This window comes from Nitrospira sp. (genome assembly GCA_030692565.1).
GTDB lineage: Bacteria > Nitrospirota > Nitrospiria > Nitrospirales > Nitrospiraceae > Nitrospira_D.
In genome coordinates, this window is the sequence record JAUYAO010000031.1 from 123,628 (window position 1) to 143,924 (window position 20,297).

25 protein-coding genes are annotated in these 20,297 nt (G+C 58.5%); 18 read left to right on the forward strand and 7 right to left on the reverse strand.

What is annotated here, in order from left to right:
* Positions 1-21 precede the first annotated feature (21 nt).
* Positions 22-378, reverse strand: coding sequence for a hypothetical protein (locus tag Q8N04_08040; protein MDP3090611.1), 357 nt, complete (start codon positions 376-378; stop codon positions 22-24).
* A 257-nt stretch (positions 379-635) separates the two neighbouring features.
* On the opposite strand from Q8N04_08040, the gene Q8N04_08045 reads away from it, so the two are divergent.
* The 3 genes from Q8N04_08045 to Q8N04_08055 all read left to right on the forward strand — a co-directional run bounded on the left by Q8N04_08045 (position 636) and on the right by Q8N04_08055 (position 1,789).
* On the forward strand, positions 636-848 hold the full coding sequence (locus Q8N04_08045; protein ID MDP3090612.1) for a hypothetical protein: 213 nt from the start codon (positions 636-638) through the stop codon (positions 846-848).
* A 122-nt stretch (positions 849-970) separates the two neighbouring features.
* Positions 971-1,192, forward strand: a complete 222-nt coding sequence (locus Q8N04_08050; GenBank protein MDP3090613.1) for a 4-oxalocrotonate tautomerase family protein — start codon at positions 971-973, stop codon at positions 1,190-1,192.
* 33 nt (positions 1,193-1,225) lie between these two features.
* Positions 1,226-1,789, forward strand: coding sequence for a carboxymuconolactone decarboxylase family protein (locus Q8N04_08055; protein MDP3090614.1), 564 nt, complete (start codon positions 1,226-1,228; stop codon positions 1,787-1,789).
* A gap of 153 nt (positions 1,790-1,942) precedes the next feature.
* Here Q8N04_08055 and Q8N04_08060 read toward each other — a convergent pair whose 3' ends face one another.
* Positions 1,943-2,710 carry an SDR family oxidoreductase gene (locus Q8N04_08060; GenBank protein MDP3090615.1) on the reverse strand — a complete coding sequence of 256 codons (768 nt, stop codon included), beginning with the start codon at positions 2,708-2,710 and terminating at the stop codon, positions 1,943-1,945.
* A 175-nt stretch (positions 2,711-2,885) separates the two neighbouring features.
* Here Q8N04_08060 and Q8N04_08065 point away from each other — a divergent pair, with 175 nt between their 5' ends.
* The gene (locus Q8N04_08065; protein MDP3090616.1) at positions 2,886-3,188 is read left to right on the forward strand and encodes a winged helix-turn-helix transcriptional regulator; all 303 of its coding nucleotides are present in this window, start codon (positions 2,886-2,888) and stop codon (positions 3,186-3,188) included.
* 51 nt (positions 3,189-3,239) lie between these two features.
* On the opposite strand, the gene Q8N04_08070 is transcribed toward Q8N04_08065, so the two are convergent.
* Positions 3,240-4,805, reverse strand: a complete 1,566-nt coding sequence (locus tag Q8N04_08070) for a sigma 54-interacting transcriptional regulator (protein MDP3090617.1) — start codon at positions 4,803-4,805, stop codon at positions 3,240-3,242.
* A 239-nt stretch (positions 4,806-5,044) separates the two neighbouring features.
* On the opposite strand from Q8N04_08070, the gene Q8N04_08075 reads away from it, so the two are divergent.
* The 14 genes from Q8N04_08075 to Q8N04_08140 all read left to right on the forward strand — a co-directional run bounded on the left by Q8N04_08075 (position 5,045) and on the right by Q8N04_08140 (position 15,731).
* Positions 5,045-5,614, forward strand: coding sequence for a peroxidase-related enzyme (locus Q8N04_08075; protein ID MDP3090618.1), 570 nt, complete (start codon positions 5,045-5,047; stop codon positions 5,612-5,614).
* Positions 5,615-5,678: 64 nt separating this feature from the next.
* Positions 5,679-6,482 (forward strand): cysteine hydrolase, encoded by an 804-nt coding sequence (locus Q8N04_08080; protein MDP3090619.1) that lies wholly within the window; start codon positions 5,679-5,681, stop codon positions 6,480-6,482.
* 44 nt (positions 6,483-6,526) lie between these two features.
* Positions 6,527-6,901: a DsrE family protein gene (locus Q8N04_08085; GenBank protein ID MDP3090620.1), complete on the forward strand. Its 375-nt coding sequence runs from the start codon at positions 6,527-6,529 to the stop codon at positions 6,899-6,901.
* Between the two features lie 73 nt (positions 6,902-6,974).
* Complete coding sequence (locus Q8N04_08090; protein MDP3090621.1) at positions 6,975-7,574, forward strand: pyridoxamine 5'-phosphate oxidase family protein; 600 nt, start codon at positions 6,975-6,977, stop codon at positions 7,572-7,574.
* Positions 7,575-7,674: 100 nt separating this feature from the next.
* Complete coding sequence (locus tag Q8N04_08095) at positions 7,675-8,919, forward strand: ABC transporter substrate-binding protein (GenBank protein MDP3090622.1); 1,245 nt, start codon at positions 7,675-7,677, stop codon at positions 8,917-8,919.
* A gap of 9 nt (positions 8,920-8,928) precedes the next feature.
* A complete protein-coding gene (locus Q8N04_08100) occupies positions 8,929-9,408 on the forward strand; it encodes a nuclear transport factor 2 family protein (protein ID MDP3090623.1) in 480 nt (159 codons plus the stop codon).
* Positions 9,409-9,832: 424 nt separating this feature from the next.
* Positions 9,833-9,958 carry a hypothetical protein gene (locus Q8N04_08105; GenBank protein ID MDP3090624.1) on the forward strand — a complete coding sequence of 42 codons (126 nt, stop codon included), beginning with the start codon at positions 9,833-9,835 and terminating at the stop codon, positions 9,956-9,958.
* A gap of 256 nt (positions 9,959-10,214) precedes the next feature.
* Entirely contained in the window at positions 10,215-10,550 is a 336-nt protein-coding gene (locus Q8N04_08110; protein MDP3090625.1) for a DUF2282 domain-containing protein, read from the forward strand.
* 11 nt (positions 10,551-10,561) lie between these two features.
* Positions 10,562-11,407: a DUF692 domain-containing protein gene (locus tag Q8N04_08115; GenBank protein ID MDP3090626.1), complete on the forward strand. Its 846-nt coding sequence runs from the start codon at positions 10,562-10,564 to the stop codon at positions 11,405-11,407.
* Positions 11,391-12,167, forward strand: a complete 777-nt coding sequence (locus Q8N04_08120; GenBank protein ID MDP3090627.1) for a DNA-binding domain-containing protein — start codon at positions 11,391-11,393, stop codon at positions 12,165-12,167. The genes Q8N04_08115 and Q8N04_08120 overlap by 17 nt, the downstream gene beginning before the upstream one ends.
* Positions 12,164-12,697, forward strand: a complete 534-nt coding sequence (locus Q8N04_08125; protein MDP3090628.1) for a DoxX family protein — start codon at positions 12,164-12,166, stop codon at positions 12,695-12,697. Before Q8N04_08120 ends, Q8N04_08125 begins: the two co-directional genes overlap by 4 nt.
* Positions 12,698-12,914: 217 nt before the next feature.
* A complete protein-coding gene (locus tag Q8N04_08130; GenBank protein ID MDP3090629.1) occupies positions 12,915-13,829 on the forward strand; it encodes an SRPBCC family protein in 915 nt (304 codons plus the stop codon).
* A 95-nt stretch (positions 13,830-13,924) separates the two neighbouring features.
* Complete coding sequence (gene soxC, locus Q8N04_08135; GenBank protein ID MDP3090630.1) at positions 13,925-15,187, forward strand: sulfite dehydrogenase; 1,263 nt, start codon at positions 13,925-13,927, stop codon at positions 15,185-15,187.
* Positions 15,174-15,731 (forward strand): cytochrome c, encoded by a 558-nt coding sequence (locus Q8N04_08140; protein ID MDP3090631.1) that lies wholly within the window; start codon positions 15,174-15,176, stop codon positions 15,729-15,731. Before soxC ends, Q8N04_08140 begins: the two co-directional genes overlap by 14 nt.
* A 31-nt stretch (positions 15,732-15,762) precedes the next feature.
* On the opposite strand, the gene Q8N04_08145 is transcribed toward Q8N04_08140, so the two are convergent.
* The 4 genes from Q8N04_08145 to Q8N04_08160 all read right to left on the reverse strand — a co-directional run bounded on the left by Q8N04_08145 (position 15,763) and on the right by Q8N04_08160 (position 20,056).
* Positions 15,763-16,530 carry a DUF3047 domain-containing protein gene (locus Q8N04_08145; protein ID MDP3090632.1) on the reverse strand — a complete coding sequence of 256 codons (768 nt, stop codon included), beginning with the start codon at positions 16,528-16,530 and terminating at the stop codon, positions 15,763-15,765.
* 53 nt (positions 16,531-16,583) lie between these two features.
* Complete coding sequence (locus tag Q8N04_08150) at positions 16,584-18,137, reverse strand: mercuric reductase (GenBank protein ID MDP3090633.1); 1,554 nt, start codon at positions 18,135-18,137, stop codon at positions 16,584-16,586.
* A gap of 42 nt (positions 18,138-18,179) precedes the next feature.
* Entirely contained in the window at positions 18,180-18,998 is an 819-nt protein-coding gene (locus tag Q8N04_08155) for a TVP38/TMEM64 family protein (GenBank protein ID MDP3090634.1), read from the reverse strand.
* A gap of 389 nt (positions 18,999-19,387) precedes the next feature.
* A complete protein-coding gene (locus Q8N04_08160; protein MDP3090635.1) occupies positions 19,388-20,056 on the reverse strand; it encodes a hypothetical protein in 669 nt (222 codons plus the stop codon).
* Positions 20,057-20,297: the final 241 nt, after the last annotated feature.

Sequence of the window (20,297 nt, forward strand, 5' to 3'; positions counted from 1 at the left end):
GATGTCCGCTGGACTACCGCACTAGAACGTGATGACCTGATACCCCTGAGACACAAGCTTCTTGAAGCTTGGATGGCCGTCGTATTCGCCTGCCAGCTTCACTCCGCAGGCCACGACTTTGTCCTTCACACCGAACGCCCCGGCGCAAAAGTCGCACGCCCCGCTGATTCGATCTTTCACCGCCACGTAGAGCCCGTGGGCCATGTGATCGGGCTTCTCCAGTTCCGGAATCCACTTGGGCCCGGCGCCATCGAAAATGAGTTGAACGTCGTCGTGGGCGTCCTTGAACTCTTTGACAGCTTCCATCGCATTCACCACGCGCCCGAGGCTTTCATGAGTCTCCGTATCAGCCAAAATCACAATGGCGACTTTCGACATCGTGCACTCCTTTCAAGAGACAAACAGATAAATGATGATGAACATCTCCGCCTCCTGTGTGTGGCGGAAGCGACCTCATGCCGCAACGATCGCGCACTCTACCGTCGATAGGCTTGGTGCATCTGTAGTCTGGCTTACATTACCCGACTTCATTTTTTTCCGAAAACGTGTGGTGTGCCTTACAGAAGATTGGCGAGGCCCCGCGTAGGATCGTGCGCAGGATACGAACACACCTATCACGCATAAGGAGGTGCGCTATGACCTGCGAACGATGCGGTGGCCTGATGGTGAGCGAGCGGATCTATGATCTTCAGGGGATGAACAGCGACCTCTGTGCGACCGGCTATCGCTGCCTGCTCTGTGGAGATTTGGTGGACACGGTCATTCTCGCGAACCGATCGCGCTCGACCGGCGCGGTCGAGCCAATGACGCTCAGGAGACCTCGCATGCAGCGCCTCGTAGCGGTATAAGTCACGGCGTGATCACCAATATGGTCACGCGTAGGCAAGCCGATAGTAGACAGAGAGCTATTTCAACTTGTTGTGCCACATCGATCCAGAGCAAGGAATCCACCGGAAAATGGGATGAATGTATGCCACTCGCGCAATTAAAAGGCCTCAGTGGTTTCCTCAGCACAGAGCAAAAGCAGGAGCTGATTCAAAAGGTGACGGATGCGATCGTCTCGGTCGAAGGAGAAGGGTTGCGGCCCGTGACCTGGGTGATTATTGAGGACGTCCCGTCAGGTCAGTGGGGCGTCGGCGGAACACCTGTCACGACCGAAGGGCTGAAGAAGATGGCCGCACAAGGGAAGTAACCGAAGTTCATATCAGGAGGGAGGATTATTATCATGAAATTTCAGATCCACACGAAAGACACGGCTCCGGAAGCGTCGCGGGCGACACTCGACGCCACCGCGAAGAAATACGGGTTTGTGCCAAATTTATATGGTGTGCTGGCCGAATCGCCGTCGGCGGTACAAGCCTATGCGGGGATCAATAAAGCGCTGGAACAGAGTGCGCTCACGCCAGTTGAGCAGCAGATCGTGACGTTGACAGTCAGTGCCGCCAATGGCGGTACCTACTGCATGGGGGCCCATTCCACGGTGGCGCAGATGGTCCATATGCCTGAGCAGCTTCTCGCAGAACTGCGGGAGCAGCGCGACCTTTCCGACGCGAAGCTTAATGCACTGCGCCTATTGGTTGTCTCCGTCCTGCACCACCGAGGATGGGTGCCAGAGGCGGAGCTTACGCAATGTGCAGCGGCAGGCTACACTGAGCGGCATGTGTTGGATGTACTTACCATCGTGGCGCTCAAGACCCTGAGTAACTACGTGAACCACATCGCCCATACCCCGCTTGACTCTCAGTTTGTGGCGCAAGCGTGGACGTCACAGGCAGCTACGGTTGCCTGACACAGCCTTTCATCTGCTCAAGTCCGGCACGAATGAAGGAGGGGCCTGCGCCTGTGAAGACGCGGGCCCCTCCCATGATGTCCTATAGTATGTCGTCGCACTTTACGCCGGCGGCCGCGCACGTCCTCGCGAATGCCGATCGGAGTCGATTGGCTAGTTCCGGCCCGCCATGACACCGCCATCGACATCCCAAATAGCCCCCGTTACCCATTGGGCGTCATCGCTGAGCAAGAAGTTTATGGCGTTTGCCACGTCTTCCGCCGAGCCAATACGGCCGATCGGATGAAAGCTATTGAACGTGGCGAGTGTCTCGTCCATGTCCTGCGGATCAATGAAGGCGTGATAAATGGGCGTCTTGACCACCGCCGGCGACACGGCGTTGACCCGAATGTTGCGGCCGGCCAGCTCCATCGCCATATGCTGCGTGAGAGCATGCAGCCCGGCCTTCGCCATGGAATACGCAGAGGAAGGGGTCGCTTTGATGGCCTGTTTCGCCCACATCGATCCGATATGCACGATGGAGCCGCCACCATTCGCGGCCATGTTCTTTGCGACGGCCTGTGAAATGAAAAAGAGGGCTCGGTTGAGATCCAGATAGGTGTCATAGTTTTGGAGCGTATGGTCAAGAAATGGCGTGGGCTTAAAGTAGCCCGCGGCATTCACCAAGTACGTGATGTGGCGGCGATGGTCCGCTGCAAACGCTACGATGCGTTGGATGCCATCCGGTTCGTACAAGCTGGCTTGAAGCGTTTCAACTGTGCCAAGCGAAGACAGTTCGCGTTGTGCCGTCTCCAGCTTTTCCGATGAACGGCCCACAATCACCGTGGGGACGTCCCGAGCGAGCAAGAGCCGTGCGGTGGCGAGGCCTATTCCGCTGGAACCGCCGACAATCAGGGCGAGTGGCTGATTCGCGCGTTGCATGAGATCACCTCCTTACGTTAAAAGAGCGAGCACCATGTGTAAGGGCAGTCTATGACGCACTCATGCCGAATCAAAGCAGGTACCAGATGGTTCAGTAGGCACTAAGCGGTCCATCTTGATGGGAAGACAGGCGAAAATATTGTCCCGGCGATCCGCCCCAGAACAGAGCGCTCGAATGGTGGAGACCATTTATGGGTGTAAATGGTCGCTGACGGTCTATCAACTCCTGGCCAACGGTATTAAACGGCCGGGGGAGATGGTTCGCAACGTGGAGGGCCTGACGACGAAAGTGCTCAACGAATGTCTTCGCAAGAACGTAGCGTTCGGCATCATCGAGCGTATCGCGTACAACGAAATCCCTCCCCGCGTGGAGTATGTGGTTACGCCGTTCGGCAGGAAATTCATCCGTATTCTGGACGACCTCGACAAGCTGCAGAAGGAAATAGATTCGACCGCTGACAGACGCCTCAGTGAATGAGACGGCTGCGCCTTCCAGGGCATGCTGGCAAGCGGCGATGGAATTGTGCAATTAAGAATCCAGCTTGCTCTTCTTGATGCCCAGCGCTTTGATGCGTGACGCGAGGGTCGTCGGCTTCATGCCGAGTAAGACAGCCGCACCATCTGAGCCAAAGATCTTGCCCTTTGTAAGCCGCAAGGCCTGCATGATGTTCTCCCGCTCCTGGCGTTTCAAATCTTCCCGAGTAGCCAGCCGTGCTGCCGGGGGGGGAAGGGGTGATGGGACGCTGCGCGCGGGCGAGGATTGAAGGGGAATGCGGAGAGCGCTGCCTTGAGAAAGGATGACGGCACGCTCCACGACGTTTTGCAGCTCGCGCACATTACCCGGCCAGTCGTGAGCCGCCAGCTGGCTCAGCACCGCCTGTGTGACGCGTGGGACTCGGCGATTCATGCGTTGGGCGCTCTGAGCGATGAAATGCAGCGCAAGCTTCGGGATGTCCTCACGGCGTTCACGGAGCGGCGGGATGTGGACCGGGAACACGCTGAGACGATAGTAGAGATCTTCTCGAAAACGGCCGGCTTCAATCTCGCGTTTCAGGTCGCGATTGGTCGCCGCGACGATCCGTACATCCACCGGTCGGGTGCGCAGATCGCCGACGCGCTCGAATTCGCCCTCCTGGAGCACCCGTAGCAGCTTCGCCTGCATCGACAGCGGGACTTCCCCGATTTCGTCGAGAAAGAGCGTCCCGCGATCAGCCATTTCGAAACGTCCCGGTCGATCGGCGAGTGCGCCGGTGAAGGCGCCTTTCACGTGGCCGAAGAACTCACTCTCGAACAAGGCGTCAGGCACGGCACTGCAATTCACCTTGATCAAGGGCCGGTCTTTGCGCGGGCTCCGATCATGGGTCGCGCGGGCCACAAGCTCCTTGCCCGTGCCGCTCTCACCGGTAATCAACACCGCCGCATCGGTTGGCGCAACCAGCTGAACTTGACGGAGGACGTGCTGGAGCGCCTGGCTCTCTCCGACGAATTCTCCCATCCCAAGGGCCGCCGTGACCTCCTCACGCAGGTAGAGGTTCTCCTCTTCCAGCCGGGTCCGCAGCAGGCTGATCTCATCGAATGCTCGAGCGTTCACGATGCTGACCGCCGCGTAATCGGCGAATATGCGAAGCCACTCGAAGGCTTCTTCGTCGAGCAGGCCGCGGTCAAAGAGCCCCAGCACTCCGAGTACATCATCCCGGAAGATCAAGGGCTGCGCCGCGAAGGTCCGAACTCCCTCGTGCGCGAACCAGACAGGATCAGCGATCCATTCCTCATCACCGTGAAGCCCAGCCAGCCGGAGAGGCTCGCCGGTCGAAACCACACGCCCAATTTTTCGCTCTCCCATGGGAAACCGATGAAAGGCGCCGTCCAGGCGGCCGTAATCAGCCTGCGGATCGTGCGGGACGCCGGCGCTCGCCACGAGGTGCAAGGACCGGGTGATGTCGGAGGTATCGTTCCGACTTCGACACACCTCGCAGAGCGAATCCGACTCAGCGAGCCAGATACGAGTCAGAACGGTGTTCGGACACTGTGCAATGCCGTCGGTAATCGTGCGCAGCACCGCATCAAGTCCGCGTTGTTGAGCAGTGGAGACCATCACTTGTGGGAGTTTGCGGGGGTCCATTGATGCGTACAGGCTACGAGATTTCGTGCACACATTCAACGACTAATCGTAATCTACGAATAGTCGTTGCTACTGCCCAACGAGAAAAATAACTTTAATCATTGTCTTTTCAATGTCTTATTACGCCTCTCCGATCAGGCACGCCATCTGCTCTATCGATGGTCATCGAACGAGACGGCAAAAAATCAGATCCACTCACAAAGGAGGAACGTATGAATCGCATCGCACATCTCGATCCCCAGACCACCACCGGACCGGCAAAGGCGCTCTTTGAGGGCGTCCAGAAAAAGTTAGGTGTGGTCCCGAATCTCTTTCGAGTCTTGGGCAACGCACCGGCTGCGCTCAAGAGCTACCTCAACTTCAGTGCGGCTCTTGCGGACGGAAGTTTGAGCCCGAAGGTCCGCGAACAGATTGCGCTTGCCGTCGCCGAGACCAATCAATGCGCCTACTGCCTCAGCGCCCATACGTTCATCGCCGGCAAGCTGGGATTGGCCCAGCAGGACCTCGTCGATGCCCGGCAGGCCAATGCGGCCGATCCGCGAACCGATGCCATTCTCAAGCTGGCACGTAACATCGTCGTGCAGCGCGGGGAGCTCGGCGCAACAGGGCTTGAACAGGCACGCAATGCCGGGCTGACCGACGGTGACATCGTCGAAACCGTCGCCCATGTGGCGCTGAACACCTTCAGCAACTACGTCAACCATATCGCAGAAACCGTCATCGATTTTCCGGAGGTGACGCTCACGCGCGGGTGCGCAGCATCTTCTTGCGCCTGTGGCTAGAGGCGGAAGGCCTATGGCGCTTCAGGACATACACCCTCAGTAACTCATAAGAAAGGACACCATCATGACCCTATTCATTCGTTCACTCATCGCGTCACTCACCGCCGTCGTTGCCAGCCTGCCCCTGACATCGCCCTTGTACGCACAGGACCCAAAACCGACCGTATCGCACTACGCCGGACCACGAGAGGATGCGCCGATCCCTCGTCCCGGTCTAACGCCCAAGAAGGGCCGCGTCGCTGTGGTCGTCACCGATCCACAAAACGACTTCCTCAGCCCCAAGGGAGTGGCCTGGGGCGTGGTCGGCCAGAGTGTGCAGGAGAACAACACGGTCGAGAATATTGACAGTCTCTTCAAGGCTGCGAAATCAGCCGGTGTGCCGGTTTTCGTCAGCCCGCACTATTACTACCAGCACGACCATCAGTGGAAGTTCGGCGGGGCGCTCGAAGTGCTGATGCACAACATCGGCATGTTCGATCGCAAGGGCGCGTTGACGCAAGAGGGCTTCACCGGGTCAGGTGCCGATTGGCTCGATCGGTACAAGCCGTATATCGAGGATGGCCGGACAGTGGTCACGAGCCCGCACAAGGTCTTCGGCCCCGAGTCGAACGATCTCATCTTACAGTTGCGCAAGGCCGATATCAGCCAGGTGATTCTGGCCGGCATGTCGGCGAATCTCTGCACAGAGTCACATCTGCGCGAACTGCTGGAACAGGGATTCGAAGTCGTCGTGGTGACTGACGCCACGGCCGCTGCGAAGCTGCCGGGATTCGACGGCTACGAAGCGGCCTTCGTGAACTTCCGCTTGATCGCGAGTGACGTGTGGAGCACCGCTCAGACGGTCAAGACTCTCTCGGCGCTCAAGTAATGATTCGTACCAATAGTCTCACGATCTCTAACCAAGGAGGACCTATGAAAACAGCCATCATTATCATGTCCGATCCGAAGAGCGGTTCGGAGGAAGCGCTCGGGCGAGTCTTTAACGCGCTGGCGCTCGCATCTGAAAGCAAACAGAAGGGGGATGAGGTCGCCGTGGTGTTCAACGGCGCCGGCACACGGTGGCCGGCCGAACTGACCAAGCTCTCGCATCCGGCCAACGGGCTCTATAATTCGGTTCGCGACGTCGTGCAGGGCGCCTCCTGCGGATGCGCGGATGTCTTTGGGGCCAAAGACGGCGTGGAAGCGTGCGGCGTGCCACTGAAGAAAGACAACGCCCTGACCGGAACGTCGGGCCTCTTGAGCCTACGCCGGTATGTGGCGGACGGATGGCAGACGATCGTATTTTGAGCCGCGCTCATTGTGGCGGCTGGGAGCGGACTCCTGGCCGCCAGGGGGGCTGACGGCCTGCGAGGGAAAACCGATGGCAACGAAATATCTCGATCTGACATTTACAGATTCGGTGTACCGCGCGCAGAAACAGTACTACGGAACCACGGGCACGATCACCGGCGCACCCGAACGGGACCCGCTTGGCCAGGCCGAGGCCGAATTCATTGCGGCGCGAGACAGCTTCTACCTGGGGTCTATCAGCGAAAGCGGATGGCCCTACATTCAGCATCGCGGAGGGCCTCAGGGTTTTTTGCGAGTCATCGACGAAACGACTCTGGCGTTCGCCGATTACAAGGGAAATCGGCAATTGCTCACGACCGGCAACGTCTCCGTGAACGACCGCGTCGCGCTGTTTCTCATGGACTACAAGAACCGCGCCCGGCTGAAACTTCTTGGTCATGCCCGTGTCGAGGACGCCCGTGTCCATCCGGAACTCGTCGCGCAGATCGCCGATTCGAAGATGCGGTCGAGCGTGGAGCGCCTGGTCTTTATCGATGTCGTCTCCTTCGACTGGAACTGCCCGAAATACATCACGCCCCGCTACGCGATTGGCGAGGTCGAAGAGCTGGCAGAACCGCTGCGAAAGCGGATTGCCGAACTCGAGGCGCAACTGCGCGCCCATAACAAATAACCGGCTCCGGCGAGACAGCCCGCTTGTTATCCGAGCGGGCTGGCGTACACAGGTTCCGGCATGCGCACACAACCGCGCATCACAACAGGAGAGGTGAGCCATGGATACGATTTCTCGCAGACGCTTTTTGCAATTGGTGGCGGCGACCGGCGGCACGCTGACGTTCGGCAATCTGGCCGCGCAGGTGTTGAGACTGTCATCCGGAACAGGCGTCGCATACGCGGGCGAACCGATCAAGATCGGCATCCTCGACCCGCTGTCCAGCCCTTATAAAACCTCCTCGATTCACGATGTACATGGGGCTAACGTGGCCGTGGATCTCTTCAATAAGAGCGGCGGGGTACTGGGGCGTCCGGTGGCGATCTTGGAAGCCGACGACGCCTCGAACGTCCAGACCGCATTGAAAGCCGCCACAAAGTTCATCAAGGAAGACCGCGTGGATGTCCTCATGGGCACCTTCAATGGAGAGGTCGCGCTCGCCGTTTCTGACCTGGCCAAGAAGGAGAACAAGCTATTCATGGTGACCGGCGCGCATGTGCCGGAGTTGACGGGTCCGGGGTGCAACTCGCACACCTTCGTCTTCATGCCGAGTGCCAGGATGTTGTCCAGAGCCGTCACGCCCCATCTCGTAAAGACCTACGGGAATCGCTGGTTCATGATCACGGCGGATACAGTGGACGGCCGGGCGGCGGAGCAGGCCATGGCCGAAGCCCTCCTGGCCGAGGGTGGCGAAGTGCTCGGTTCGGTCAGCATGCCCTTCGGAACCACCGACTTCACGACCGCGCTGGCTCAAGCCAAAACTGCGAAACCCGGCGCCGTCATCCTGAATCTCTACGGCTGGGATCTCGTTCATGCGCTGAAGGCCTATACAGCGGCGGGGCTGGCCAAGGAACAGATCGGAGTGGGCGGAATGATCGGCGGCGAGCAGATCGGCCGCCCGCTCGGGTATGCCAACAACGCGGGGATCTGGGGGTTGATCTGGGACCCGAAGGTCAAGTCCGAGAGCTCGCGACGGTTCATTCAGGGCGTGATCGACAAGTACCATCACACGCCCACATCCCGTTGCTATCACGGGTATGCGGCGATGACGCAAATCCTGGAGGCGATCCAACGGGCTGGGACAACGGAAATGCGGGCCGTGATTAAGGCACTGGAGGGTCATGACTTCGACGGGTTGAAAGAGGGCCGGTCTTACTTTCGCGCCTGGGACCATCAGCACGTCCAGGACGTGCTCGTGGGCAAGGCCTATGGCAAGGAACTGGGGCTGGGCCATTATCAACTGCTGGCCACGGTGTCTGGAGATCTCGTAGCAAGCACGCAAGACCAGACCGTGTGTGCACTGTAGGAGCACATCATGTCGTCAACACATAGTAGCCGTCCTCCTCTTCCTCCCTTCACCTGGGAGACCGCGGTCCAGAAAGTCCGTATGGCCGAGGACGCCTGGAACAGCCGAGACCCCGAGAGCGTGTCGCTGGCCTACAGCGCCGACAGTTCATGGCGGAACCGCGAGGAATTCCTGTCCGGTCGTGAGGCGATCGTTGAATTCCTTCGACGCAAATGGGCAAAGGAGCTGGACTACCGGCTGATCAAGGAACTGTGGACCTTCCACGAAACACGCATGGCCGTACGCTTTGCCTATGAGTGGCACGACCATTCCGGGAATTGGATCCGTTCCTACGGCAACGAAAACTGGGAGTTCGACGAAACCGGTCTCATGCGCCGGCGCATCGCAAGCATCAATGACCTTCCCATTAAAGAGGAGGAACGCCAATACCGCTGGCCGCTGGGCCCTCGTCCCGAGAGCCACCCTTCTCTATCCGACATCGGCCTGTGAAGATAGCGTGAGTGAGGCAAGCAATGGCCTGGCGGACGTCCGCCAGGCCATTAATCGAGGTGCGATCAAGGAAGCGCGACTAGCCCGCAATCCGGCAAGCATGGAAGCGGCCAGAGGAAGAGGCCCTGAGACCATGTTGTTCTAGGCGAAGGAGGTAAAAGGGCCGGACCCCGGATCCCATTTCCCATCCCCACCTTCGGCTAATAAAAGTCACATCCGACTGGGCTCACTCGATGGTCCCAGCTAATCCTCCCTCCGTCATCTCTCGATTCATTTTTTCAACTGTAAGGCAGCTCACAGACCCTTCATGTGGCTAATGGCATGTTGTGCACTAACATATCTCTAAATCTAGATATGTCCATGCGCTTTCAATGGACGAAAGTGCATCAACCCATCTACCACTATCACAAAGGAGGGGCAGCCCATGTCGATGATGTGCAGCATGCAGGGATGCACACAGAAACACGGAATGTGCGGGCATGAAAAGATGATGCTCGTCATGATGGTGATGGCGATGGTCGGTGGAGCGGCCTACTGGCTTCTGGGATAAACGGCCGGCGGCTTCTCCGTACCACTCGCAGCGAGGCATGGGCGGAGCCTGGATGCGGATTGCCAACTGTAAGCTGCCTCACAGCGGCCAGGCCGCATCGGTAGTAGCCTATCGAGACAATGAGTAGCTTCAGGACACATCTCTCGCCGCACTGAAAGGAGGATCGTATGTAGCCGAACTGACTTCGTCCAGAACTGCGCATGTTCGGTATCGAGTGTCATTCCCAATAGCATTGAAACTAACAAAGGAGCATCCTATGAACGCAACGACGAAGAAGAACGCCATGATCCATTCCGCCTTGCTGGTGGCTCTGAGTTTTGCCGGCGCCCAGGCCGCGAATGCCGCTCCGAAGATGGCCGAAATGCCTGCCGGCTGGGAAGCCTGTGGCGGCGTCGCCAAGGCAGGCATGAACGACTGCGCGGTCAAGACCAGCCTCCATTCGTGTGTGGGCCAGTCCAAGACCGACAATGAGGCCGATTCCTATGTGTTCCTGCCGAAGGGGTTGTGCCCCAAGATCGCCAAAGGCACCGTGTTGCCCATTACGAAAGACGATCTGGCGAAGATGAAAGAGATGATGATGAAGAAGATGTAGGACCACACGCGATGTCTCTACAACATCCCGCCCCGATCCCGGCACAAGCCGGGATCGGACTGCGGTCGCATCATTTTCGCGAGATCCTGGACAGCCCGCCGCCGGTGGCCTGGATGGAAACCCATCCGGAGAATTATTTCGGCGAGGGCGGCGCGCCGCTTCGTATCCTTGAACGGCTCAGAGGCCAGTATCCTCTCAGCTTTCACGGAGTCGGCCTGTCGTTAGGCTCCACCGATCCAATCGACCATGCCCACCTCCAGAAACTGAAAGTCTTGTTCGATCGCTTCGAGCCGGCTTTTGTGTCGGAGCATCTGTCCTGGAGTTCCGTCGGCGGCCGCTTCTTCAACGATCTCTTGCCGCTTCCCTATACCGCGGAAAGTTTAGATCATGTCTGCGCCAGAATCGACGAAGTCCAGACATTCTTGAAGCGTCCGATGCTCATCGAAAATATTACCCGCTATCTGACCTGGCAAGATTCTCCGATTCCAGAAAGCTCCTTCATGGCCGAGACAGTCAAGAGAACCGGCTGCGGGATTCTGCTCGATCTGAACAATGTCTATGTCAATGCCATCAACTTCGGCCTGGACCCGCTGGAATTTCTGCGCGCGATTCCAGCCCAGGCTGTGCAGGAAATTCATTTGGCAGGCTTCGATCGCTTCGGACGCCTGCTGATCGATACCCATGGCCAGCCCGTGTATCCGGAAGTCTGGGGCTTGTATGGGTGGGCGATCCGCCACTTCGGCCCGCGCCCGACGTTGATTGAATGGGATACCAATCTCCCGCCGCTTTCCGTGTTAGTGGAACAAGCCGCCCAGGCTGACGCCATTCTTGGAGGTTGCCATGCCGAAGCTGTGTGATCTGCAACAGGCCTTTGCCGAATCCATCATTGAAGGGAAGCACGCTGCGGCCACGGCCGTGATGGCGGCGAACGGATCGGCCCTGCGCAGCGTGACGCTCTACCGACGATTGATTCGGAATAACTTTGTACAGGTGCTGAGAATCACCTATCCGGTGTTGCATCGACTGGTCGGCGATGGCTCTTTCAGTGTGCTCGCGCGCGGATACATCAAACACTATCCCTCGACCTGCGGCGATCTGTTTCCCTATGGGCGCCACCTCCCGGCCTGGCTGGAACAGCTCGAGGCCCCGCCGCTCCTCCCAGAGCTGGCACGGCTCGAATGGGCCTGTCACGAGATGTATCAGGCGGCGGATTCGGCGCCTCTTCCGACAGACCGGCTCCAGGCCATGGTCTCGGCGGATCCCTCGCTCGTCACCATCCAGTTCCATCAGACCGCGCGCTTCCTGTCCTTTTCCCTTCCGGTCCATCGCGTCTGGCAGGCGCTCCAACCGGACATATCGCCGGACGAGGTGATCGACTTGCCGCTTCCTGAGGAGGAGACCGGCGTCATTGTGACACGCAGTGAGGGCCAGGTGCGGGTCACCCCGTTGAACTGGTTGGATTACCACCTGCTGGAAGCCCTGTCGCAGGGAGCTAGCGTGGCGTCGATCGAACGGTTCGCGCGAGAGGCCGAGTCCGGTTTCGATTTTACCCGGCTGATGACCACTCTGCTGAACTTGCAGGCGATTGCTGGAATTTCCGTGAAGGAGGGCTTATGACGCACCCCGCCGGTCTCCTGAAACGCGCCGCTGATTGCGCCGTGCCTCTGTATCTATGGCTGGTCCATGGCCTAGAAGCGCTGACTCCGCTGTTCGACCTGTCCGTGCGCCTGTATCTGGCAAACATTTTTTGGAAAGGCGGCATGGTCAAGCTCTCCAGTTGGATGTCCACGGTGATGCTCTTCACCATGGTCTACGATGTGCCGGTCTTGCCGCCTGAGGTTGCGGCCTATCTGTCGACGGCGGTTGAACTCGGCGGCTCATTCCTGCTGGCGATCGGCCTGGCCGGGCGATGGGCAGCCCTCTCGCTCTTCGGACTGAATATCGTCGCCGCGCTCTCGTATGGGCAGCTATCTGAAGCGGCGCTGCAAGAGGCGTTCTATTGGGGCATTCTCTTTCTCTATTTCGTCCTGCACGGACCGGGACTAATTTCGGTGGACGCCCTCTTGGATCGCTTCTATCGACGAAGGCACACAATGAGCCCGACTAATGCGGCTATACCCAAACAACCTGTTTTTCACAACGCGTGAGATGAATCCTAGGGCTGAGCACTGCTTTGATTTCGAGTCTCTTGCTTAGCCCAGCCATTGAGGGCACACTGACTGATGAGACGACGGTGATTCGCTCAGGGGCCCATGGACAGACTCAACCCAAGTGCCTTGGGCCGCGAAGCGGCTGGGGCGCAAAACCAATACATCGGGTGGCGAACATCGCCGTTCGCTGTCCGTTCATCTAAAGGGGGTCATTATGAAAGCAGTCTTGCCACTTCGTTGGGCACTGGCGGCGAACGCTGCCTTTTCGCTTACATCCGCGTCATTTATGCTTTTCCGACCTGCGCTGGTAGGCGAGTGGCTTGGAATACAGGCCCCCCAAATCCTTCAAGCCATTGGCATCGGTCTGATTTTCTTCGCTGCCGAGTTGCTCTATCAAGCAACACGACCTCGTTTGGCCACATGGCGTGCGCTACTTGCAAGCCTCGCTGATTTCTCATGGGTAGTGGGCACCGCCATGCTGGTGTTCACCTTTCCTGACCTATTGTCGCCAGTTGGTAGAGCCTTGGCTCTTGTCGTCGCAGGGATCGTAGCCGCGTTTGGAATGTGGCAGCTTTGGGCCATTGGCTGGGCTCATAGACCGAAGGGGAGTCGCGAGTATCGTCATTGCATTATCGTTGAAACCAATGCGCCTGCTGAAAAGATGTGGCAGATCGTAGGCAGCATCGGCGACATCAAGAACTACATGCCGTCCTTGAAACACTCCCTTGTCATAGACGGAAAAGCGCCAAGCATTGGGGCTGTCCGCGTATGCGAGGATTACGCGGGCAAGCAATGGTCCGAGGAATGCACTGAATTCAACCCCGGTCGTAGCTTCGCGGTGCGTTTTCTTTCAGAGGCGCATGATTTTCCTTTCCCGGCAAGAACGATGAGCGGTGGATGGCAAGTGACACCATCGACTGTCGGCTCTCAGGTCATGGTGTGGTGGGAATTGATGCCAAAGAGCAAACTACTTGCGCCGGTAATCCTGCCGCTGTTGGCTTTCCAGGCCGACCGCGACTTTCCGAAGATCATCCAGCGGATGGCCACAGCCGCTCTTGAACAGAGCGGCGAAGTGCACATGCAATCGAAATCTGGAGCGGTTGCGCGTCTTTTGCCAAGTTTTTGCTAGCTTGGGCTTGTGCGCAATGTTGCCCAACTCATTGCTCAAAACGGCCATGCGAATGTACCGCTTGAGCAGGTGGTTGGGTGCGAGGGAAAGCCAGCATGCGATCACCCGATCAAGAAAAGCCTATTTCCTCGGAGCAAGAAGCACCTGAGCAGAAACACGTCGATCGCCGCGCATGGCTGGCCAGCGCGGTCTCCGCGATGGGCGTTACTGCCGCTGGCTTGATCGCTCCATCACTGCTGCCGGCAGCAGAACAGAACGACACCGATCCCACACGAGTCCCAGGCCGCATTCCCAGTCCTTATGGCACTCGCGCACTGGGAGAAACCGCCCAACGCCTGACGACGGCGACCCATTCGCTGACGCCGCACCAATCGTTGCACGGCATCATCACCCCCTCCGCACTGCACTTCGAGCGCCACCACAACGGCGTGCCGGCCATCGATACCGATCGCCACCGGCTGTTGATTCATGGACTGGTCGAACGACCGCTGGTCTTTTCGATGGCGGATCTCACGCGCTTTCCCTCCGTGACACGCATGCTGTTCATCGAATGCTCCGGCAATTCCGGAAAAGAATGGAAGGGTCAGACGGGGAAGACGGTCCAAGAGACGCATGGGCTCATGAGCACCAGCGAATGGACGGGCGTGCTGCTCGCGACGGTGTTGGCTGAAGCCGGCATCAAACAGGAGGCTGCCTGGGTGCTGGCCGAGGGCAGCGATGCCGCCGCCATGACGCGCAGCCTGCCGCTGGCTGAAGTGTTGAAAGATGCGCTGCTCTGTTATGCCCAGAATGGCGAAGCGTTGAGGCCGGAACAGGGCTACCCACTCCGCCTGGTGATTCCCGGCTGGGAAGGCAACACCTGTATCAAATGGCTCAGGCGGCTTAAGCTCGGCACGGCACCCTTCATGACCCGCGAGGAAACGTCTCGCTATACCGATCTGATGCCGGACGGCACCGCCCGGCAATTTACCTTCGTCATGGAAGCCAAGTCGGTGATTACGACGCCGTCAGGAGGCCAGCAGATCGAGCCGGGCTTCATCGAGATTCGTGGTCTCGCCTGGAGCGGGCGCGGTTTGGTGAAAACGGTCGAAGTGAGCATCGACGGCGGGCGGACATGGCGACCGGCACACATACAAGGACCAGTGCTTCCACAGTGCCACACACGCTTCCGGTTCGGATGGCAATGGAACGGAGGGGAAACGATCCTGCAAAGCCGTTGCATCGATGACAGCGGCTATGTCCAGCCAGCGAGGGTCGCGCTCGTCGCAGCCCGAGGAATTCATTCTTCATACCATTACAATGCGATTCAGAGTTGGAAGGTGGCCGCAGATGGGAAGGTGACGAATGTCCAGGTGTAAGGCAGCCACTCTCGTGCTGTCAGCCGGGGGATTAGTTGTCCTTCTCGGTGGAGTCGGGATCGCAGAAGAGCCGCTGCGATACGGCTTTGGCCGGTCGGCAACCGCAGCGGAGAGCGCAGCCTGGAACATCGACATCGATCCAACCGGAGCAGGATTGCCGACTGGTCGAGGGACCGTGCAGCAAGGGGCAGCCATCTACGCAAACAAGTGCGCCGCCTGCCATGGGCCGACCGGGGTCGAAGGGCCACAGAGTCAACTGGTCGGCGGCCAGGGCTCACTGACCACTGACAAACCGATCAAAACCATCGGCAGCTTCTGGCCCTATGCCACGACGTTGTATGATTATGTCCATCGTGCCATGCCGTTGAACGCGCCGCAATCCCTGACGCCCGATGAGGTCTATGCTGTCGTTGCCTGGCTCCTGCACCAAAACGGCATCATCCCCGCCGACGCCGCGATCGATGCGCAGACCCTTCCTGCTGTGAAGATGCCCAATCGAGAGGGATTCGTCTCGGACCCGAGGCCGGATGTGCTGTCTCCCTGATGGCTCAACGTCCACTCGGTCTCTGCGCCAACTACTCCAACCTCTTCTTGAACGCAATATCTCCGTAATAGGCCTCGGCTGACTCCCCCGTGTTGTCGGTATCCGTCATAATCGCCACGCCGGAAATCATCGGCGGGTCTTGGCCGAATGCCCGCTTATAGTCTTCATAGACATTGCGTTCTTCGGTAACCCAGGTATTGAGCTTGGTCGAGCCGCTGTCGACCACGATCATCTGCACCTGATCCGTGTAGGGGTTCGGTACCGCGGTCCCCACCGGCGCACGGCTTTCCCAGATATAGTTGATGGCGCCCAGCGGCGGATATTGGCCATAGATCAGCTTAGCCGCTTCATACTTCGCCTTGCCGAAGAGGCCGACCTTCTGACTGTCGTATTGAAAGGTGACATAGATGCGGGCGGGATAATCATCCCCTTCTTTCTTGGCCACATCGCCGCCTTTCAAGACATTCGACACCTTCCACTGCCATTGAATGATCGGATATTCCTTCGGATCGATCAGGATTTCTTTCGTCAGTCCCGAAGAGGAGGCCTGACTGGCTGCTTTGACGGCGACGCGGTCGCCGTCTTTCACGAGACGGTACGTCGTGTGCTGAGGAATCTTCGGAAATGTGAGCGGCTTCCAGCCGTTGGGCCAAGGGCCGTCAGGGGTTGCCGAAGAAAACGTGCCGATCTCTACTCTTGCTGGGGAGTCAGCTTGCAGCCGGGTCGGGTCGCCGAGGTTGGCTTCGACGAGGGGAAAAAGCGCAATGCTGACGATCAAGAAATAATTGCGTGGTGTCATGCCCTGTATCCTTTAGCGTGAATGTGTCAGATGTACCGATCCAGAACCGGAAATTATTTCCTCGTCCATGCATACCACTTGCTCAGGATGCTCTTCTGCCGTGCGGTGAAGGTGGTCTTGCGCCGGGCGTTGGCCACTTTCTTCACGACTTCTCCTTGCGTGGGATACGGATGGATTGTCGACGCCAGGGTCTTCAAGCCCAGTCTGGCTTTCATCGCGAGGGTGAACTCATTGATCAGATCGCCGGCATGGGCAGCGACGATCGTGGCCCCCAGAATGCGATCCGTCCCCGCCTCGACATGGACCTTCGCAAAACCTTCAGCTTCACCGTCGAGCACGGCCCGATCCACCTCGTCCAAGCGATGCGTGAACGTCTCCACCTTGTACCCCTTGTCCTTCGCCTCGGCTTCGTACAGACCCACATGGGCGATCTCCGGATCGGTGTACGTCGCCCAGGGAATGACCAGCGAACTGACCTGTGCGGTCCCGAGTCCGAAGGGATGGGGAAAGAGGGCGTTCTGAATCACGACCTGAGCCATGGCGTCCGCCGCATGCGTGAACTTATAGCGTGAACATATATCGCCGGCCGCATAGATATTCGGATTGGTCGTGCGGAGTTGGTCGGTGACCGTGACGCCCGTCTTGTCATATTCGACGCCGGCGGCCTCCAATCCAAGACCGTCCACGTTCGGCGTACGACCGGCACCCACGAGAATTTCGTCGACCGTGATATCGTACGCCTGACCATGCGATCCACCCATCAGCCGCTTGCCGGCCTCCGTCTTCTGGATGGTCAACTCCTTGCCGCAGCAGTACAGGGTCACACCCTCGCGAATCATGACCTGCTCGACAATCTCTGCCGCATCGCGGTCTTCGTTTGGCATGATCCCGTGCATAGCCTCAATGAGGTACACCTGACTGCCAAACCGGGCGAATGCTTGTGCCAGCTCACAGCCGATGGGCCCTGCTCCAATGATCGCCAGCCTCGCCGGATGTTCGGTTAACGAGAAGATCGTTTCGTTGGTCAGATAGCCCGCCTCCTGTAACCCTGGGATAGGTGGTGCGGAGGCTCGTGCGCCGGTGCAGATGGCGGCCTTTGCAAACTCCAGCGTCGCATTGCCGACCTGAACCGTTCGTGCATCGGTGAAGTGCGCCTGTCCCAAGTACACATCGACGCCCAAACCGGTAAACCGCTGAGCCGAATCCGTCCGGCTGAGTTGGGCGCGCAGTGCCCTCATGCGCGTCATGACGGCGGAAAAATCCTCTTTCGCCGCACCGGAGACGTGGAGGCCGAACTCCTCGCCTCGACGAATATCGGCCCAGGCGCGCGAGGCCCGGATCAACGCTTTGGAGGGCACACAGCCGACGTTCAAGCAGTCGCCGCCCATGAGGTGCCGTTCGATCAGCGCGACTTTTGCGCCTAGGCCGGCCGCGATAGCCGCCGTCACGAGTCCGGCCGTTCCGCCTCCAATAACCACCAGGTTATATTGACCGGTCGGAGTCGGGTTCACCCAATTAGGCGGATGGACGTAGTTGATCAATCGTTGATTATGTTCATCGTCTGGTAGCATCACATTGGAAGGAACAGTCTTTTCAGGCGCGCTCATGGGCGGGGTCCTTTCGGTTGATGAGGGGGCATCGAGTCTCGTTCACGGGTGAGAGGGAGCCTCTGTGTGAGTCGCCGGTTCCGCCGGTTTGCCGGCGAATCGCCGATACAGCATCGGCACCAGGGCGAGTAGTCCCAACAAGGTGAACGCCAGGATCACGTTGGGCGAGGCGATTTCCTTGAGTGAATTGATCGTGCCCAATTGACGCCCAGCGTAGGCATAGACGAAGCTGCCGGGCACAATGCCCAGGGCTGTCGCGAGCACATAGGTACCGAGGCGGACCCGGGTCAAGCCCGACACCAGATTGACCAGGAAGAAGGGAAACAACGGAACAAGCCGGAGCGTCACGAGGTAGCTGAAGGCGTTCTTTGCAAACCCCTCTTGAATCGGTCCCAGCCTCTGGCCGAACCTCTGCTCGACCCATCCACGTAATAGATATCGTGCCGTCAAGAACGCGAGCGTGGCCCCGCTGGTCGCCCCGAGATTGACGAAGACTGTTCCCAACAGGCTCCCGAACAGAAATCCTCCCATGAGGGTCAGAATCGTGGCGCCGGGAAGAGACAAGCCGGTCACCAGACTGTAGGTGACGATGAAGCTCGCCACGGCGGCGGCGCGATGTTCGTCAGTAAAGGCTAAGAGCCGGTCACGGTTTGCCTTCACAGTTTCCAGCGTGAGATACGCATCCAGGTCAAACCAGAAGAATGCGCCGATGGCGAGCCCGATCACTGCGGCGATGATGAATTTGCCAGAACGCGGCCCGCTCGCTGATTCGTCGGGCACCGAGCCCTGATGAGATGGTGGTGTCGGCTGTGCCGTCCCGCACGTGCCCGAATGTTCTCCTGCACACGGTATTTCCTTCATGAGGCTCCCTTCGATTGGCAGACTGAGGCCGGGCATCTGGTCTGTCTTAGATCGGTCTGTTAGTGGGGGCTGTTCTCTCGTCGTGGCTTCACGGTAACTCAATTCCCAATTTGAATCTGTGAGCCAATTCACAAAGCACAACGGGAGGAAGACCGGGAAGGGCGGCGTCTTTTATGGAGCAGGATTCCCACAATTCAGCCAGAGTCTCCTAAGTTGGCGTACAGGCTGAGCATTTACCGGGCATGTCCTTGACTCATGATTCAGTGAAGAGCTGGCAGAGGGTGGTCTCCGGTGGGGTGAACCATGCCCAATGGAGCATCGCTACGATCAGAGGAGGACAAGCACGATCCCAACGCAATCCACTTGAGTTACGGCAGCATCGATGGGCCTCATGATCGCTGGGGAATCACGAGGATGACATGGTTCAGAAGTGTATGGCGTTCATAGCTCAACAGATACAAGTGCAAAAGGGAGGGACCATCGGCATCCCAGTGAAAGAGAGGGCCATCCACGCCGATGGCGTGATGGTCGAGCCAGTGGTTTTGTGCGTCGAGATGGAACCCATAGAACGTGCGTTGGATCGGAGGACTTGCCACGACCTGCTCATACGACTCAAAGAAGCTGGGGTTGCCGATGCCAAGAGGAACCTGCCAGCCACGGTCGTACTGCTCTGGGGACGCCACCGGAATCGTGGCCCAATTGAGCCCACCGAGAATGAGGCGAGTTGACTCCCCTGTCTTGCTGCTGCGAAAGGCGAGTTCTATCTCAAACAGAGAGTCGGTGTCCTCCATAAGTTTCACGCGCCGGACAATGGCACCGGTGAGTTCAGCCAGATAGTGAAGCTGTGTCTCTCGCGGGTGCGCGCGAGAGTATCGCCCAGGCGGGATGAAGCTGGCGAATCGGACCGGTTGGTTGTACCACTCCCGATAGGTGGTAGCGATGGGCGTCAGAATGTTCTTCCGCTTACGAGCTTGCTCGCCCACTGCTGGGACAGACTCGTCCCACTGTGCCGTGACCTGGGCTGGCCACTCCCGTTCGACCATCCTGAGCCCATCCACACGGATCGGCGTCCCTGACGGATCGACCCAATGTTCCAGCGACCACCAGTAGGACCAATACGATAACCCGTTAACCCGCTCGAAGAGCTGTTTATACAGACCTAGGAGCCTGTCCGAGTAATGTGCATTTTGGACTGGACAGGCAGCGGGCATTGTGGTTTCTAGGCGGCATGGCTAAAACATTCAAATCCTGGGACGTCGATCAGCCGGTACTGCTCCCTCCGTCCGTGCAGGAGCTGGT